General features: G+C 32.0%; 23 protein-coding genes and 3 pseudogenes. 5 read left to right on the top strand and 21 right to left on the bottom strand.

From position 1 onward, the window contains the following. The coding region (locus B5P40_RS31190) for an IS4 family transposase (RefSeq protein ID WP_113710481.1) at positions 1 to 833 on the bottom strand (833 nt) is incomplete at its 3' end. A 327-nt stretch (positions 834 to 1160) separates the two neighbouring features. Between B5P40_RS31190 and B5P40_RS31185 the strand changes: the two genes are divergently transcribed. After that, positions 1161 to 1619, top strand: a complete 459-nt coding sequence (locus B5P40_RS31185) for a hypothetical protein (protein WP_181462976.1) — start codon at positions 1161 to 1163, stop codon at positions 1617 to 1619. A gap of 303 nt (positions 1620 to 1922) precedes the next feature. Here B5P40_RS31185 and B5P40_RS34150 read toward each other — a convergent pair. The 9 genes and pseudogenes from B5P40_RS34150 to B5P40_RS31140 all read right to left on the bottom strand — a co-directional run. Further along, positions 1923 to 2210, bottom strand: a pseudogene (locus tag B5P40_RS34150) (Tn3 family transposase); the annotation flags it as partial. Positions 2211 to 2335: 125 nt separating this feature from the next. After that, positions 2336 to 3001: an ABC transporter ATP-binding protein gene (locus tag B5P40_RS31175; protein WP_078177291.1), complete on the bottom strand. Its 666-nt coding sequence runs from the start codon at positions 2999 to 3001 to the stop codon at positions 2336 to 2338. Between the two features lie 4 nt (positions 3002 to 3005). Then, positions 3006 to 4280, bottom strand: coding sequence for an ABC transporter permease family protein (locus B5P40_RS31170; RefSeq protein ID WP_078177299.1), 1275 nt, complete (start codon positions 4278 to 4280; stop codon positions 3006 to 3008). Beyond that, positions 4277 to 5311, bottom strand: a complete 1035-nt coding sequence (locus B5P40_RS31165) for an ABC transporter permease (RefSeq protein ID WP_113710479.1) — start codon at positions 5309 to 5311, stop codon at positions 4277 to 4279. The genes B5P40_RS31170 and B5P40_RS31165 overlap by 4 nt, the downstream gene beginning before the upstream one ends. A gap of 144 nt (positions 5312 to 5455) precedes the next feature. Continuing rightward, a complete protein-coding gene (locus B5P40_RS31160) occupies positions 5456 to 5872 on the bottom strand; it encodes a hypothetical protein (protein WP_078177293.1) in 417 nt (138 codons plus the stop codon). Between the two features lie 111 nt (positions 5873 to 5983). Further along, positions 5984 to 6350, bottom strand: a pseudogene (locus B5P40_RS33910) (hypothetical protein). Between the two features lie 639 nt (positions 6351 to 6989). After that, positions 6990 to 7217, bottom strand: a complete 228-nt coding sequence (locus tag B5P40_RS31150; protein ID WP_113710478.1) for a methyltransferase — start codon at positions 7215 to 7217, stop codon at positions 6990 to 6992. A gap of 379 nt (positions 7218 to 7596) precedes the next feature. Beyond that, positions 7597 to 7773, bottom strand: a pseudogene (locus tag B5P40_RS34220) (helix-turn-helix domain-containing protein); the annotation flags it as partial. A 255-nt stretch (positions 7774 to 8028) separates the two neighbouring features. Then, entirely contained in the window at positions 8029 to 8235 is a 207-nt protein-coding gene (locus B5P40_RS31140) for a zinc-ribbon domain-containing protein (RefSeq protein ID WP_234804666.1), read from the bottom strand. Positions 8236 to 8521: 286 nt separating this feature from the next. Between B5P40_RS31140 and B5P40_RS31135 the strand changes: the two genes are divergently transcribed. Next, positions 8522 to 8797 carry a hypothetical protein gene (locus B5P40_RS31135; protein ID WP_002191560.1) on the top strand — a complete coding sequence of 92 codons (276 nt, stop codon included), beginning with the start codon at positions 8522 to 8524 and terminating at the stop codon, positions 8795 to 8797. A gap of 57 nt (positions 8798 to 8854) precedes the next feature. Here B5P40_RS31135 and B5P40_RS31130 read toward each other — a convergent pair whose 3' ends face one another. From B5P40_RS31130 to B5P40_RS33035, 9 genes are all read right to left on the bottom strand, one after another. Then, complete coding sequence (locus B5P40_RS31130) at positions 8855 to 9076, bottom strand: DUF2642 domain-containing protein (protein ID WP_078177297.1); 222 nt, start codon at positions 9074 to 9076, stop codon at positions 8855 to 8857. A gap of 68 nt (positions 9077 to 9144) precedes the next feature. Continuing rightward, positions 9145 to 9378 (bottom strand): hypothetical protein, encoded by a 234-nt coding sequence (locus tag B5P40_RS31125; protein WP_078177298.1) that lies wholly within the window; start codon positions 9376 to 9378, stop codon positions 9145 to 9147. Between the two features lie 290 nt (positions 9379 to 9668). Next, positions 9669 to 9815 carry a BC1881 family protein gene (locus tag B5P40_RS31120; RefSeq protein ID WP_002011296.1) on the bottom strand — a complete coding sequence of 49 codons (147 nt, stop codon included), beginning with the start codon at positions 9813 to 9815 and terminating at the stop codon, positions 9669 to 9671. Positions 9816 to 10361: 546 nt separating this feature from the next. Further along, on the bottom strand, positions 10362 to 10823 hold the full coding sequence (locus tag B5P40_RS31115) for a CarD family transcriptional regulator (protein WP_113710477.1): 462 nt from the start codon (positions 10821 to 10823) through the stop codon (positions 10362 to 10364). A 216-nt stretch (positions 10824 to 11039) separates the two neighbouring features. Continuing rightward, positions 11040 to 11948, bottom strand: a complete 909-nt coding sequence (locus tag B5P40_RS31110; protein ID WP_113710476.1) for an acyl-ACP desaturase — start codon at positions 11946 to 11948, stop codon at positions 11040 to 11042. Positions 11949 to 12202: 254 nt separating this feature from the next. Then, positions 12203 to 12910: an IS6 family transposase gene (locus tag B5P40_RS31105; protein WP_113710475.1), complete on the bottom strand. Its 708-nt coding sequence runs from the start codon at positions 12908 to 12910 to the stop codon at positions 12203 to 12205. Positions 12911 to 13095: 185 nt separating this feature from the next. Further along, positions 13096 to 13254, bottom strand: a complete 159-nt coding sequence (locus B5P40_RS33905; protein ID WP_002144239.1) for a hypothetical protein — start codon at positions 13252 to 13254, stop codon at positions 13096 to 13098. 473 nt (positions 13255 to 13727) lie between these two features. Beyond that, positions 13728 to 13907 carry a hypothetical protein gene (locus tag B5P40_RS31100; RefSeq protein ID WP_078177517.1) on the bottom strand — a complete coding sequence of 60 codons (180 nt, stop codon included), beginning with the start codon at positions 13905 to 13907 and terminating at the stop codon, positions 13728 to 13730. 184 nt (positions 13908 to 14091) lie between these two features. Further along, the gene (locus B5P40_RS33035) at positions 14092 to 14235 is read right to left on the bottom strand and encodes a hypothetical protein (RefSeq protein WP_165690471.1); all 144 of its coding nucleotides are present in this window, start codon (positions 14233 to 14235) and stop codon (positions 14092 to 14094) included. 306 nt (positions 14236 to 14541) lie between these two features. Here B5P40_RS33035 and B5P40_RS33030 point away from each other — a divergent pair, with 306 nt between their 5' ends. From B5P40_RS33030 to B5P40_RS33025, 3 genes are all read left to right on the top strand, one after another. Continuing rightward, positions 14542 to 14712 carry a hypothetical protein gene (locus tag B5P40_RS33030; RefSeq protein ID WP_165690470.1) on the top strand — a complete coding sequence of 57 codons (171 nt, stop codon included), beginning with the start codon at positions 14542 to 14544 and terminating at the stop codon, positions 14710 to 14712. 49 nt (positions 14713 to 14761) lie between these two features. Next, a complete protein-coding gene (locus B5P40_RS31095; protein WP_078177515.1) occupies positions 14762 to 15010 on the top strand; it encodes a hypothetical protein in 249 nt (82 codons plus the stop codon). Positions 15011 to 15248: 238 nt separating this feature from the next. Next, positions 15249 to 15398, top strand: a complete 150-nt coding sequence (locus tag B5P40_RS33025; protein WP_002187941.1) for a hypothetical protein — start codon at positions 15249 to 15251, stop codon at positions 15396 to 15398. A gap of 193 nt (positions 15399 to 15591) precedes the next feature. On the opposite strand, the gene B5P40_RS31090 is transcribed toward B5P40_RS33025, so the two are convergent. Both B5P40_RS31090 and B5P40_RS31085 read right to left on the bottom strand, forming a co-directional pair. Next, the gene (locus B5P40_RS31090; RefSeq protein WP_234804679.1) at positions 15592 to 16467 is read right to left on the bottom strand and encodes an IS3 family transposase; all 876 of its coding nucleotides are present in this window, start codon (positions 16465 to 16467) and stop codon (positions 15592 to 15594) included. Next, positions 16464 to 16787: a helix-turn-helix domain-containing protein gene (locus B5P40_RS31085; RefSeq protein WP_078177554.1), complete on the bottom strand. Its 324-nt coding sequence runs from the start codon at positions 16785 to 16787 to the stop codon at positions 16464 to 16466. Before B5P40_RS31085 ends, B5P40_RS31090 begins: the two co-directional genes overlap by 4 nt. Between the last annotated feature and the right edge of the window lie 118 nt (positions 16788 to 16905).

Here is a 16905-nt window from a genome sequence, read left to right as displayed (position 1 = left end):
TTATCAATCATTCCTACATAAGCATCAGCTATTTCACTTGTTTGTCCTGGTTGAAGGGAGTTCATTAACGTCTCCATATCTATCTGTATATACTCTGTACCTTTCTTAATTCTTCCATCTTGAAAATAATCAGGGTTAGGATTTTTTTGATAAATACGTGTATTCGACTTAATACGAGAGATATAGTAGGCCTCTTTATCTTGTATATATTGAAGGTCTTTTAAATGAAAATAACCTAAATCTCGGATGCATAAATCATTCGCTGTCACAGTTGGGGCACACAGAGAGCCGTAAGTGCGATCATGTTGTTTACCTGGACCTGTATGAATATGTAGGAACTGTCCACTTAACAAATCATACTCAAGTTGAATTTTTATCCCAGCTGTATGGCTGCATCCTCCTGCACCTGGATAAACCGATGAAAATACATCCGGGAGTTGAAATGCAGTTGAATCTAGGATACGAATACGTTTGAAAATAGAAGTGTATGGGGACGTGAATAGCTTAGTTGAAGATAACTTTTGGTTGAGAAGTTCGGCTAACACTTGTTGTAGAAATTGCACGGCTGTGGCATTAAATCGTTGATTCAGTCCCTCAGGACTGATGAGTACTTCTGTTGATGCTTCTAAACAGCTACATAACTGAGTTAAAGAGGTTTTAGCAATATTTTGACTCATCCATACACATAAAGCTACTAAATCTTTAGCTTGATACTTACTGGTTCGTTGTACAAAACCAACATCTCTAGCAAGATCCCGTAAGGTATTTGGAGATAAAAACTTTTGAATCTCTTGAGCAAATAGTTGTAATTCTTCAGATACAGAAATAGACATAAAGAACGCCATCCTTTCCTATGATTCTACAAAAAGAATAGCGTATTTTTTCATTTTAGGGGGAATTTTGTTTTGTTAGCATGATAGCGATGGGGTGCTACCCCTTGTACTACTGGTGTAACTTGGTTATTAGCTGTGGGATGATTAAAGTTTAGTTCGATAAATTAGAATATTCATTTTTTTATATTGTAATTACTGTCATAATTGTTTATTCTAGTAATTACCAAGTGGGATAATTTGGTATAGAGAAGTAGAAGATACATACAGAACAAAAGAAAAAACTAGATATGAAGTGAATGGAGTTATGCAAATTGGGGGGATATCATTATGTATATTTTTATGTTATTTAAGGCTTTGGTGCAACTTATCTTAATCGGACTGATTTTGTTGCTCAGCATTATATGGGCTAAAATAGAAACATTTCTTAATGCTACTTTATTTAAAGGGGTTTCTAAAAAAGTTAGAAATAGTATAACTATGATATTTGTTATATTAATAGAAAGCTTTATCATATTCGTTATTTCATTAAATTGGGGGATTTCGTTTATTGATACATTATTTGTTGGAAGTTTTATTATATTATCCTATATTTGGTTAGTACCTTATTTCGTTAATCATCAACAAAATGTTGCTAAAATTGCTGACAAGCATTTTAGTGGGAACGTAGATATAGGTGAAGTTGAAGTGTATCAGGCAAAATTTACTCCATTCAGCTTAGGGAGCACATTCTTTTCTATAATAGGAATTATCATTAATGTTTGTTATTACTATAAATACTTCTTATAGGTTTTTATAAAAAGAATATCAAAAGTATTACGGGCTTCTTTTTTGTTTATAAAGTTTACAATTCGTACTAGCATCGCCATCAACCTAAGAAATCAATTACCCCCAAAACGAAAAAACGAGTTGAATTCACATAAATAAATGTAGAAAAGTAAAAATTTCGTTTAGGGGGTACTTCAAGACCTTGGCTTGATGGGCATGTGGCGGTACCCCAGTATGGGTGTTTTTGCCCATCCCCCAAAAAGGGGGCATAAGACAGAATATACCAAATTATATTTTGTCTTATTCTTCTGCAAATGAATGTTCTTACGTTAATCTGGTTAAAATATCATCTTCGTTGATGTTCTCAATGATTGTCTCTAAATTTACCATTGTTGGGGATTTGCTAAATTCATAACGGCTATAAAAATTGATATGTTGCTAAGCAACTGGTGAAATATACTTTAGTATGTTCATTTCGATACCTTTATTCTGAGATTTCGTTAATAAATTTGATAATATACTTGCATTATAGTAAATAATACAATTAGTTAACAACCTACTACATTCATTCCAGATTTGCTGATCTTGTTCAGTCTTGAAACGAAGTTTCCCAGATTAGATGAAAGTTTTGGACAGGGAAATTGATTATAATATAAAAATCCCACCTTATTTTTTTAGGTGGGAGTAGTTGTTTGTATACACTTTATATTATTGATTGATGATGGGATATTTTTTCCTTATTGTTCATTAATATACCCATCTTTAATTTCAATAATTCGATTACATATAGAAGAAACTGTATCATCATGTGTTACTAAGATGAATGTTTTTCCAGTTTTGTTTATTTGTTTAAAAATGTTTAAAATCACTTCTTCAGTTTCTGCATCGAGTGCCCCTGTTGGTTCATCTGCTAAAATAAGTTCTGGATCATTAATTAAAGCTCTTGCAATCGCAACACGTTGAGATTGACCTCCAGATAATTCTCGTGGATATTGATAAGTTTTGTCCTCTAATTCTAGTTGTTTTATTAAAGATATTACTTTAGCTTCTATTTCTGACTTTGATTTTTTAGCATACAATAATGGTAGGGCAATATTATCAAATATATTTTTCTCTTCTATTAAGGCATGATTTTGTAAAATAAAACCAATTTTATTTTTTCTCCAAACAGCCGTTTCTTTATAATTAAGTTGTGTAATATCTTTATTATCAAAATAATAATTTCCACTAGTTGCTTGTTCTAATCCAGCCAAAATATGTAGCAAAGTTGATTTCCCTGTACCACTGCGACCTTTTATTGCAAGCATTTCACCTTGTTGAATAGTTAAATTAATTCCCTTTAATATTTCCTGCCTCATTTTTCCATTGTTATAAGACTTTTTTAAGTTAGTTAATGTGATCAATATTCTACACCTTTTTCTTTAATATGTTAGATATATTTAATTTCTTTAACTTAATGTATAAAGGTAATATACTAAATAACGTTATCGCTAATCCGATTAGTATAATCATAAAATAGTATGTGATTGGCATAAATCCAATAAATGTAATACTAATAACAACAGCAATTACGCTTATTGACATAATTATAAGTATCTCCCAAAACATATAACTTAAAATATTGTATACTGTGGCTCCTGATATAAGGTGAATTGCATATTTTTGTATATTTATATTCCATTTCATAATGAATGAAAAGAATACGGTCACTACACAGAAACAAAATAATAGAACAGTTAACATAATTAGTAAATTTATATTTTGCTTTAGCATGGAAAACATTATGTCTATCCCAGTATCGTTAGCTCCTATGATTATTAGGTCATAAAAATTTGTAGATTGTGAAATTTCGTCGATTAGTTTTCTTACTTGTAAGCTTCCTTTTTCTGTGAAAATTTGACCATTAATCAACTGTAGATAATGTCTTTTTTGAAATGTACTATCATCTTTATTTATTGGTGCTTGTTCTATAGAAAAACTTGGGAGTATTATATGTTTATCTAGATAAAATTCTATATTTTCTCTTACAGGTAAAACTGAGTTTGGCTCTAATATGCCTATAACTCGTCCTTTAAGTGATTTCATCATGTAATCTATTTCAACTTCATCACCAATTTTATAAATAGATTGATAATCTGAACCTAGAATGACGGGGATCGATTTATTATTATTATATATATAATCATCTTTTTGAAACATATCACCTTCTCGGAGTTTTAGGTCAAAAGAGTCAATGACTTGTTTATTTATCTGCAATGATTTAACAAATTCGTACTTTTTTCCATCAATCTCATGAGGAGGAAAAGAGCCATCTTCATATCCTTCCCAAAATGTTTTATTTCCTTTAAAGTTAACTATCCCTATGGGTTGTGTTGTAGTATTTAAATATTTAAAATCACTACTTTTATTTAACGTATTATAAAAGTTTTTTAAGTTTGCTAAACTTTCATCTTTGGAAAGGTATTCTTGTTCTTTCTCATTGAATAACTCATCTGATAATTGATAAATGTTTTTCCCTTCATATTGTGCATAAAAGCTTTTTGTTTTTGTATCTACATTATTAAAGTGTAAAAATAAAACTGATAATAAGAAGAAAAAAACGGTTGCTTGTACTAATATTAATAATGCAAAGATTTTTTTCTTTAATAAACTTTCTTTTGCTTCGATAAAGATTTGTTTCAATTGGATTTCAACACCTTTATACAATTTTTTTTTGTATATATACAACTAGAAACTATACATATTCCTATAGTAAATATAAGCATAAATAATATGCCTATAAAAAACAGTTTATTATATGTATAAATATGGTCATTGTATAATTTAATATTGAATATTAAAAACAATACAAATCCTATACTATAAGAACATATTGAGATGAAAATGTATTTGTAGTATAAGGAGCGATAAATATAAAATGATTTATGACCTATAAAATGTTGTATAGAAATTAATATTCTTTTTTTATATATCCAATAACTTGTGGATAATATATTCATCATCAATGCAATTATAAATAAAAGGAATATCATACTGTTATCAATAAAATTATTTTCAAACAAACGTTTAGAACCTTTTCCTTTATCTTCTATTGGAAATACAGAATCTTTTCCTAATATAGATTCTAATGTCGAAAATAACTTTTCCCCATCATCATTACCATCTATTACGTATATACCCGTAGAATTAATATTTAAATCCCAAAGAGCATCCAAATTGAGGTATATAATATTATCGACTTCAGATTTCACTTCCCCACCGATAGTACCAATTACTTCAAATTTATGTCCTTTATAATTCACGAATTTTTTTCCGCTTATATTTTCTATATCTTTAAACTCTTTGCCCACGACAGCTAATTTTTTATTATGAAAAAAATCTTCTTTTTGAAAAAAACGCCCACTTTTCATGGGAATAGTGTTTAATGTTTGGCTTGAATAAACTCCTCTTATGTTTGGTTTTTCTATATTTTCTTTAAATAAAATATAATTACTTTGTTTAGTTTGTTTAATAAATTTGTGCAAACTATTATTTCCCTCTGATTCTTTCATGCTAAAACGGAAATTTGTTGAACTATATAATCCGTTTGTTAATTTATCCATTTCATTTTTTTTAAAAAAATAGGAACTTACTATCAGTAACATCAGTATAGTAAGAGCTACAACTATACCCAATAAAAGATCATCAGTATTTATTTTTTTTCTTATATTCATATAGGCATCATTCCAATCAATTCCAATATAGGACAGTTCTGAAGAATTATATCCTGATTTAAAAAAATAAAATATAAAATAAAACTAATGTGAGTGTATGCTAAATAATCTATACCACTCACATTAGCTTCGTTTTATATTTTATTATAGACCCCAATAAGTTTTAGCAACAAGAGATGTATATGTAGTATCATACCATCCAGATGCTGCTGAGGTACTATTATATCCATATTTTCTACCGCTGTCTGCTGCTACTTTTGAACCGCCATTATCAAACCTTGCGCGAGTGTAATGATTTTTACCGCTCCATGTTGTATATCCAGTGACCTTTCTAGTATTCATTTGAGAAGGACTATAGTGATCAATTTTTGCTCGGTGACTGTCTGGTTTGCTACTAGCATACATTACTGGAGAATACATAACGTTTTCATCAGTATTTACATATCCAGTTTCTTCACTCCAACCCAATGTTTCAGCTCCAGCATTAGTAGGTAAAAAGCTAATTCCACCTACAAGTGCTGTAGTAAGTGCCAATCCTTTAATTCCTTTTGTAAAATTCATAATTATGCCCCCTTAAATAATTGTTATCATGATAATTTGTTATATATTACCACTACAACAAAATGTTAACATTTAAGTTAATTTTTATAAACGTTAAATATTAATATTTATTTATTTATTATTATTTTCGTAAGTACATATTTTGTTAACATTTTCAAAATATACCTTCAAATAACCATCTACATTTCTTATTGATTGATTGGATGTAAAAGAGTTCCCATAATCAATATAGTACATATTGAAGTCATTTACGTAAGTTCCTTGGTATAGTTCACCTTTTTTACTATCTGTATACATTTCTACTATTTTTTTTGTTAGGTTCTTTTTTTTCTTTTTCTATAGTTGTCTTAAATTTGTAGTATATGGGACAGTCATTATCTTGTTTTTCAGCTAAATCCCAAGAACCTTCTATACTAGTAGTTTTACATCCACTTAATAAAATTATTAATATAGAGAAAGAAATAAATATTTTTTTCATTTTGAAATAATGCCCTTCTTTTAAAGATTATTTAGATAATACCATATAAAGCCATAAAAGGGTAATTTAATATTTAATGGTATATTATATTGAAAACACATAATAATATGTAATAAGTGAATAATTATCCAACCTTTAACTGTCATACTTGTAGGCGTATGGCAACCAAAAGCGAAATATGGGGGCCATATGCAAATATATTCCAATTAAGTTCGGATCTCTCGAGAAAGATAGTTCAAACGAATCTACAAATATAGTGGGTTCTTTTTTATTTTTTCTGGAGAAAGCCAGATAATGAAAATTCCAGTTGTAACAAAAACGACCGTTTATGGGACTTGGTTGATTTTTAACAAAAGCGTTAAAAACTCATCCATATTGAGTACCAAAACCCATATCTAAAAACAAAGTCCCTTATTTTAATTCAACGAGGTTTTTGGTACTATTTTATGTGAAAAATCGCTTAGCGTACGAAATTCGCGTTTGGTTGGTGCTACCCCATCGCCATCAAGCTAAAATTTTATAGTACCCCCAGAACTAAATTTTGTGCTAACTTGTAACAAAAAAGCTCATTTTTTCGTTTTGGGGTAATTCTGAATTCTTAAGTTGATGGGCATGTATGGTGACCCCTATAAGGAAAGATTATTGCGCCAAGAGCAAATTTTGTTTTCGAATTTTTTTAAACTGACCAAACTTTACTAGTTGCCGATTTTCTAGTCCAGGGATCTTATTTGAAGAATCGGAGACATCCACAACAATGGTATTAGTTAATACATTAACTACCGAACCAATTAGTGTTACTGAAGAATCATGACGATAATGGAATTGTACAGGATCACCAATTTTTACATTTACAGATTTTTTATTCATAAAATAGTTCCTCCTTAATTATATAGGTTGAAAGATATTAGAATTAAAACCCAAAATATACTCCAGAGATCATATATGTAGCTACAACCATAAAAATAGATATTCCAAATGTACCGAAGAAGCAAATTTGGGAGGTAATACAATTATCTATACCAAACCATTTACAAGTGACATTATATCGCTTATTTAAATTGGTTTTTATAATAATTTTCATTTTTTCTTTTTTAGTTAAATGTGATAAAATATTCTTGCTGTGATGAGTTTTTAGGTATATATTTGCCTTCTAGAATCAGCCTTTCTTTTATAATGTATCTGGAAAAGCCCTTACTTACTTGGCGGTGGTGGGGGCTTTTTCGTGTCTATTTTTAATGGGTAATCCCTAATTCTTTTGAGATCCGTAAACTTTAGTCATAACCTCTTTAGTTAGAAGCCATGTATTTCCTGACTTCTTGACTAATCCTAATTCCACGTAATTTTTTAATTTACCACGTACACATGACGATCTCACGGTACCTTTTTCTAATCCCCACTTCTGTTCGGCTTCACTTGCTGTAAAAACATTGGAAAGTGGGGAGTTTAAAAATTTTTTTCTACAGAACTTTTCTTATCAGTCATTATATTCCTCCTCTCTAATCACGAAAACATGATGTTCTATGTTTTTATTTTATCGCGTTTTCGTGATTGATCAATAATATTTCTGAAAATTATATCTGTTAATTTCGACAAAAAAGCACATAACCTAAATAGATTATGTGCGTAATAAAAATTTTCTTTTTAAGCAATGCTTATATGATTGGAATTGGTTGATTTACTACTGTGTTCTGTAATTATCTGTTTCAAATACATATATTGTTGATATAGTGTACAGCAAAAGGATAAATTCGTGTCCTTTCTCACATTTCCACCATGCTTTTTTATTGGAACCAACTGTAACATGGAAAGGAGTTAGTTTTCCATTTTTAGTTTCATGCCACTGTTTAGCTAGTTCAGGGTTTCTTATTGCTATGCTGTTTTCCATAAAGTGTTACCTCCTCTCTTTTATATGCTAGGGGTATAGACCATACAATTTGTTTACACATTATAGCTATTTGATATACCTATATGGGGGTCACCATACCATGCTCCAAAAAGAAAATTGTATGTTTAGACATAAAATCGACACATTTTGATTAGTTCCCTGTATGTTAAGGAGTTAGTTTGTATATTTGAGGAAATGTGCGAGACAGGTGTAAATTTAAAGGAATCCAATATTTTCTATTCAAATATGATAGAATGGAAATATATGCAAAACGGAGGAACGACAAATGAACTCAAACACAAAACAGTTTATTTATGATATCCAGCAAAGAAAGAACAATTATATGGAAAATGTATTAATAGCAATACAACACCCTAAAAAAGAGCAATCTGAACAAGTCATTCAAAATATAGTAGAGAAGATGGATATGATGATCAGTTTAGTTACTACTTACATGGCTATTGAATCAGAATCTATGAAAGAATTAAAAGAGCTTCAGGAAGAAATTATTCATGCTCAAGCATATATTCAAAAACGAAAATTTGAAGAAACACAGAGATAAAATCCTGTGTTTTTACTTGTTCGTCTATGACGCTAATCTGTTATAAATCAAATTAGATTATTGTTTTGGCATAACCCATACAATTTTTTGAATACGTACAATATACGGTACCGTATATTCAATAAGCAAATGATCTGGTTTCGCATCCTTTAACTTTCCTCTTACAGTTTCAATAACTACATATTTACCAATTGTTGATTGTAATGTCTGATATACGTAGGGATTAGGTACACTTACCATGTTTTGTTCGCTAAAGTCATTTCCCTCCAAAAAACTCATTAATAGGTAATGATATAGGGATATTTTGAATGTACATCCAGGTTGTTCCTTTCAAGATATGTATCATTTTAAATACGCCCTTTATTAGAATACTGCTCATACTTTTTTTGAGATTCTTTAGTAATACGTGCGTTAAGTAAAATTGCTAACAACAAAAACACGCCATATTTTCCCCCTGTAGCTCCTATGATAATCACACTACTACAAACAAGTACAATTAATAGGAGAAACGAAACTAAAGAAATACGTTCATAGTTCTTTGACATCTTCTCGTATTTTATGCGTTGTTTCCTTGCATCCATCTAAATTCCTCCTTAAAATTATCAATTTTCCTATAAAATAAATCTCGCCCTTAAAAAGAAAACAATCTATCATTTCAAATAATTAGTGTTTTTAAGCAGCTAATGTATATAACATAAAAAGAAATCCTACCAATATTAAGCTTTCCACCATGATAATCCCGACCCTCTCCTTCCTTTTAACCACATCAGATGGAATATATGTATATCCTATTATTATCAACAGCAAACAAAAAGGATCCTCCCTTCTCTTAAAGGCTGATCCTTTTCTTCGTGCATGCAACTATTTTTAGCTATTCTTGATTAATTAGAATAACAGCTGGTCCATCTACACGAATTCCACCAACTTCGATTTTTTCATAAGGCTCAACTGTAATAGAAATGACCCCTTCCCGCTTCTTTAATTCTTTACTTAATTCTTTGGTTAACATTTTTTTCATGTGTGCACTCCTTCTTACTGCTTAATTTACTATTGTTATGTAAATGAAATTTAAAATGGTTTCCTGGTCTGGAAACCATTTTTTGTAGTTGACCATATGGTGTTACCAGTTCGTTTATCAATTTTACGTAAAGAAGATAAACAATTACTATTCACTGTCTCAATAGATGTAAGAAACTCTTAAAGATAGCGGTGAGATTGATTGTTTTTTCTTCTAGAAATAATGACTTAGATAGTATATTACCTAAAACAATGAAAGCCCTACCTCTCTTTCATCCTTACGGCTCCTTGTCCGTGCCAGTGTGAATCAGGATTGCAAAAATCAAGTGACTATTTAATCGAGTTATTTGATGAAACTTCGAACGTTCGTAAAAGAAATGTAAAAATAAAAATGGATTAGATTGAAGTAATAACAAAAGAGGTTCCTACTCTAAAAGTGAGTTGAAGAAGTTGAATGTCTTTGAAATGATTTATTTTTAATAATAATCATATTCCCGAAAAATTCAGGATATTTCCGGGGGATGTAATACATTATCTATAATGAACCTTAACCGAAACTTTTTATTTGATTTTCAGTGATCCCTTTAATTAATCCTAGTTCACTAATCAAAAATTCATGTGCGTTATCCAACATTTTTTTTTCGCTTGTATTAAGTGCTTTTTCTTTCTTCATACGCATTAAATCACGTACAACTTCAGCACCTTCTTGTATTTCACCCGTTTTTATTTTGTCCGTGTTCACTTTATACCTTTGTTTCCACGGCAGTAATCTATCTGATTCTCCATGCTGAAAAATGTGTATAATGTGTTTTAATGCAAGTAGATCAGTAACTGGGCGTATACTCGAACTTAATATTTTACCCATAGGAATCATGACTTGCATATTACTGATTGACATTTTTATGACATAATACTGTTGTTTTTTCCCTGAGAATTCTTTTTCTTCTATGGCTTCAATTATACCTGCTCCGTGCATTGGATAAACAATGTTATCGCCAATTTGAAACATATAATCCACCTCCATATATGGTAACCTTCTTAACCTTAACATATATGTGATTTTTTATCAAATATTTTATAATATCATAAAATTATTTTTTGTGTCAACTACTTTTTCTTTAAAAATCAAATTAAATAAAAACAGCACCAAAACAATAGGGATCGTGTCAGATTTCCAATAAAGGGAAGGGGAATTTCCCCGCGTATATTCTGAAACCTCTACTCATTAACGTAGATCAGTTTCCCCTTGAAAACGACCAAATCGATCCCGTATTTTTTTCAATCTTGTGTGGTACTCCAAAATCTCAATTCTTGCTTTTTCAGCTAGAGGTGCAATGGGTCGTAAGTCTTTTAACCCCCAATAATCAACTACTACATCAAGTACTTGATCAAAATATTGCAGCGGCCCATAGTTAGCTTCTTTTGCAATTACAGTCATTCTATTTTCAAAATCAGGCATGACAGCACCTGGCATTTTAAAATTCCTAATCACATTGGCAATATGATAGCAATAATTAGGTTCCAATTCCAAATGTGTTCGAATGACGTCTCGATAAAACGCATAATGAAGAGTTTCATCTTTTGCAAGACGGCGTAATAATGTAGCAAGATCTGGATCATGCTTACTTGCAACCTTAGCTACATTATTGTAAAACACCATCGTTGCAAGTTCTTGTAGCGTCGTATATGTCATTGCTTCGATTGGTGTGTGAAAATCGGGCTCAAATCCCCCCTCAACGACTGACTTTCTTAATTCATGTAATCGTTTGGGATTCACACTTCGAGTGAGTAGTAAATATGTCTCCAATAAATTCGAATGTTGATCCTCTTCTGAAGTCCAAGTATGAATAAAGTCTGTAATAACAGAAAGGGACCCTTTAAAAGTCGCAGATAAATACGTTGTAAACCATGGTAAATTCACTTCTGTTAATAAAGCTGTTTCAATGGCTGTAATTACACCAGAAGGAAGAGTAACTTGACTTTCATCCCAAGGAACTCTTTTAAAGTCCATTCCCTTATCCCATGGTAAAAACTCATGATAACCCCAGTCTATCTTCTGCGCTCTTATTTTATGTTGTTCATACAGTTCTTTTAAACGTGGTTCTAATCGGAAATCTAAATCATTTGTTAGCATACATAAGTGCCCCCTTTTTTTATCATAGATAGTCATTCTATTTCTACACTCATTTTTATCCTTAAAAATTTTCTATAAATAAATATTGCTTTCCTTTTTTAAGTTAAAAATAACAAATTTTTAACAAAACTCATTAAGAATAGGTTAAAAACTTACGTCGATAGCTATGTTGCGATACCTGTATTTAAAGCGGTTCTGGTGCAAAGATTGCATTTATTTGAAAGAGGTATATAGATTCCTAATGGAATCTATTCTTATGCAGCCATTCCGAATAGTTGATGAATAAACTTCATTTCATTTTGGACAGACTTGTCCCGTAAAATAAGTTGGCCTTTTTTAATGATATGCATCGCTTCTATTCCTGAAAGAATAGATGTAGCTGTACGAAAAGACTTCAATCCTAACATTGAACGAACTCTCTTTTTAATAAAACGATGATCTTGCTCTACAATGTTATTCAGGTATTTTACCTGCCTTATTTGGATGCCTACAGGCATCTTTTTCTCTTTCTTCAACTCTTCAAACGCTATAGGATAGGCTGGGTTTTTGTCTACTGTAATCACACGGGGCTTTGAAGCATGAAAAGACCACAAAGCTTTCTTGAAAAAACGCTTTGCAGCCCTATGATCTCTTGTTTTGCTTAAATGAAAATCAATTGTATTTCCTTTTGAATCAACAGCACGATATAGGTACATCCATTGACCTTTGACTTTCACATACGTCTCATCGACTCGCCAAGAATCATTGGTTGACTTCAGATGACGTCGTACTCGCTTATCTAATTCGGGACCATATTGATGAACCCATCGCATGATAGTTGTATGGGCAAGGGATAGCCCGCGTTCTTCCATCATTTCGACTAAATCACGAAAACTGAGGTTGTACCGTAGGTACCATCTCACGGTTAATAAAATAATATCCGGTTGATAATGTTTCCACTTGAATAGATTTTGCTTTTCCATACCAATCACATCCTTTTTAGAATACTAGTATCAGTATGTCCAAGTTTAGGAGGTTACTTACAAGCGTTTTGAAGTGTTTGCACCAGAACCTCTTTCACCCCATCCGATTGTTTTCCCGCAATCTACACAATAGTCATACTGCGGTTCCATAACTGCTTCACCAGGGATGTATCCATAATGCGTATCTATGTTTTTGTGCTTGCATTTAGCTTGTTTTTCTTTTTTTTCCTTTCTAGAACCACTGAGCAATATTGTTCTTCATGGACTTTTGCGCCGTGTTTTGTAAGTAGGCGTTTTCCGCAATGATCACATTGATACAAGGTTTGATTTGTTAAAACTTTCATTTCCACATTCCTCCTTATTTACTACGAAAAGTCGATGTGATATAATGAAGGCATCTTAATCTTTCGACTTTTCGAGAAACGCCCTGTCTCCCAACTGGGCGTTTTTTCATTTTTAATATCCAAACCGTCTTAGGGGTAAGTCGTTTTTTTATTTTGTTTTGATAATTTCTAACTATTCTGTTAAAATGTAATTACCGTTGTGTTACAACCGGCCTGTGCTTCTGTACGGGCTTTTTATTATGCTAGTTTTTAGCTAGCGGATACATTATTCTCACTCCTTTCTGATGCTTCGCGCATCGGAATATCCAGGAACCCATTTGCTAGGTGGGAGATACCGTTAGATTCCTGAATATTCAGACGAGCGAAGGCTTGTCTATATTTGTAAATTTGTGGTATTATAAATTTATAAGGTCGCCAATTCGACCTTACCCTTAAAAAATGAGCCGTTGAGTTTCACACTCATGGCTCATTTTTTATTTAGCTTTAGACTCTTTTTTTAGTTCTAAAAGCGTATGGAACGTATTTCTTTTAATCGTTTCTAACAGTTGAAATGCTTCATGTGGCGTATAATCTTCTTCCTCAACTAATCTCGCAAGACCAGTAATTATTAGCTGTTGACCAAAACTCTCTAGATTCAATTCATCTTTATTCAATTCCCATTCCCCTCTCTATTTAGCTAGAGTGATATACTCATCTAAGGACTTTTCAATTGGACACATTTACCACTTTTTATTTTTGAAAATTATGATAATATAACTTTACCGAGTCCCTTCATTCTCGGTACAACTCATATTAGAGAGCCCCGAATCCCTCAACATCCCTTTGCTCGGGGCTCTTCTATTTAATTAACTCCGCTAAAACGATGTATCCATGATGTTTTACAATAGCTTCCGCGCTGTTATGTACTCCTCTAGCCTTTAAATCTCGTATCATTTTGATGATGTTTTCTCGTTCTTCTTTATCTCGCTGCTGTTTATCCATTTCCTTACCACCTTATTTATCTATTAGGGGTCACCATACATGCCCATCAACCTAACAGAACAAGTTGCCCCCAAAATGAAATTTCTATGTTTGATTAAGCCCTTTTTGTTTTAAAGATTGTATACTACTTTATAGTGATGACAATAGTAGCTCTAAAAAAATAGTGTTCTCAAGATATTTATCTTAAGAACACTATTTTCTAATTCAGCTTTATTTAAAATACTAACGGTGATTACTATTTGATACGCATATAGACAAGTCGTACGTCATGGGAAGTATACAAAGGGTGGAACAGGAGGAACCGATTTGTACATTTTCGATGTGAATTATACGGTGAACGGTGAAGTATATCTGAAGTCGTATTTACTTACCCAACCAGAGGATGGTTTCCGTTTAAAGGAACAGATTCAGACTCTATTGCACCATGAACAACAAGAACCTGTTGAAATTATATCGACAGATTTAGAGGAGCTGTGATGATGAATACACTGGAAAAACAATTAGAAGAAAAAAGAGGAAACAAAAAATGGATCGTATTTTTAATCATGCAGTGAACGGAGAAGCATATTTCCATAGTCCATCATATAAGTGGAAAAGTATTGTGTTACAACATTTCAACAAAATACAACGCAAAGAAATGAGCATTGAACAGCTCGTTTCTTTGCTTGAAAAAGAAGGAATTCAGTTCGCTCAATCTAAATCTTTAATTCGATATCCTGTTATAGATTGCTTGAAGTATATCGCAAAAATTAGTGGGGCGAACCTAGAGTTGTAAAATTGTATAATAAACAACGATATTCTTAATTTTAGGAGGGAAAAATGGTTGAGTGTGTGACTCGCAACGCAACTATCAGATTCGATATACAATTATTGCACCTAGTGGAGAACGATATACGCTACGATCAACTCACTTTATTTTAATGTAATATTTGCATCCCTGAAAACTTTATATTATGATAATAGAATGATGTAACTAAACCTAATTATTTATCGGAAGTGGAGCGAATCGTTATATGTATCCTAAGTTCATTGACAAAATGGCGTTTTCAAAAACACATAAAGAGTTATTAATTAAGCTGTATAACAAAGAAATTACGAGAAGTGAGTATAATCGTTTGATAGATACGTTCTATCAAACGCAACAAAAAGTAGTTGTAAAGTAAGTGGATTTTTGTTTTATAAATATAAGAAATTTGGTTTTGGTGCAAATATATGAATAAGAACATGGATGATAGTAGATTCCTAACGGAATCGTATTTTATGCTATAAGTCCAAACACTCGGTGGACGAACTCTTTCTGATTTTGGACAGACTGATTTGGACTTATCCCCGTCAAGTAGACAACTGTAAAAAAGACTATGCAGCCATCGAAATTCGATATTCGATCGGAGCTCGATGATTGAGTCGTTTTTGGAATCGTTTGTAGTTATAATGATAGATGTATGTTTCAATTGCTTGAATTAGTTCTCCCTTTGTTTGATAGTCATTAAGATAAAACATTTCAGATTTAAAATGAGAGAAGAATGATTCAATGCAAGCATTGTCATGGCAGTTTCCTTTGCGGGAATGGCTGCCGATGGCGCCTAGCTGTTGAAGCATACGCCAATAAGCAGGAGATGTATATTGGAATCCTTGATCTGAGTGGATGATGGTTCCATACACATCTCTTTTTTGTGTTGCTAAATCTAATGTTTTTAGAACAAGTTGTAAATCATTGCGATGTGAGAGTTTCCAAGCAACGATTTCATTATTGTAAAGGTCTTGAACGACCGATAAATAGAGAAATTTATCTTTGAATGGCAAATAAGTGATATCTGTGACAAGTACCTCATTTTGTTTGCGGTTTTGGAATTGTCGTTCTACTACATTTGGGAAAATCTTTGAGGATTTCCCTTTGAAAAAGCGTCGCTTTTTACGGATAATCGATTGAATGTGAAGCTCTCGCATAAGTCTATATACTTTTTTGTGGTTCACGAAAAATCCAGCCTCTCGTAAGGCGATTGTCATGCGAGGATAACCGTATTCCTTGTGTTTTATGTGAATTGCTTGAATCTGTTCATGCAATGTATTATCCTTTGAAAGGCGTAATTGCCTTTGACTACATGTTGAACGCCACTTATAGTAGCTAGAGCGATTTAACTGCGCAATGACGACAAGCCAGGTTACTTTGTACCGAGAACGTAGTTCTTCAATAATCTCGTACTTAGCCGTTTGAGCAAGAACAGCTCCTATAGATTTGGATACTGCTTTTTTAAGTAAGCCACTTGCGCCTTGTAGTATTCCAATTCTTCTTCCATACTATCGAACTTCGTACGAGGACGACCTTTTAAGAGGTTTTTTAAGCCGTTATTACCACCATTTTGCCCCCGCAAGTCTGAAATATCACCTGTTTCTTGATATTTCCGGACCCAATTCATTAACTGTGTTCTACTTCTAAGCTTATATTTTTTCGCTATAGCTGATTGGCTACCCTCACCATTTAAATAACTTTTTACAACTTGTATCTTTAATTTATCTGAATAAGTTTGAAATTTATCCCCTTTTTTAACCATAATAAAATCCCCTCCAAGTAAAAGTGTAACATCCATGTGTATTCATGGTCTTTTTACACTGTCTACCTTAAGGGGATAATATCATCCCCCCTTGAAAGGTTTGTCCTTTTTTCATCAT

Origin of the sequence: Bacillus sp. SRB_8 (assembly GCF_003264205.1) — a bacterium.
Classification (GTDB): Bacteria; Bacillota; Bacilli; order Bacillales; family Bacillaceae_G; genus Bacillus_A; species Bacillus_A mycoides.
This window is presented reverse-complemented; position numbering and strand designations above follow the sequence as displayed.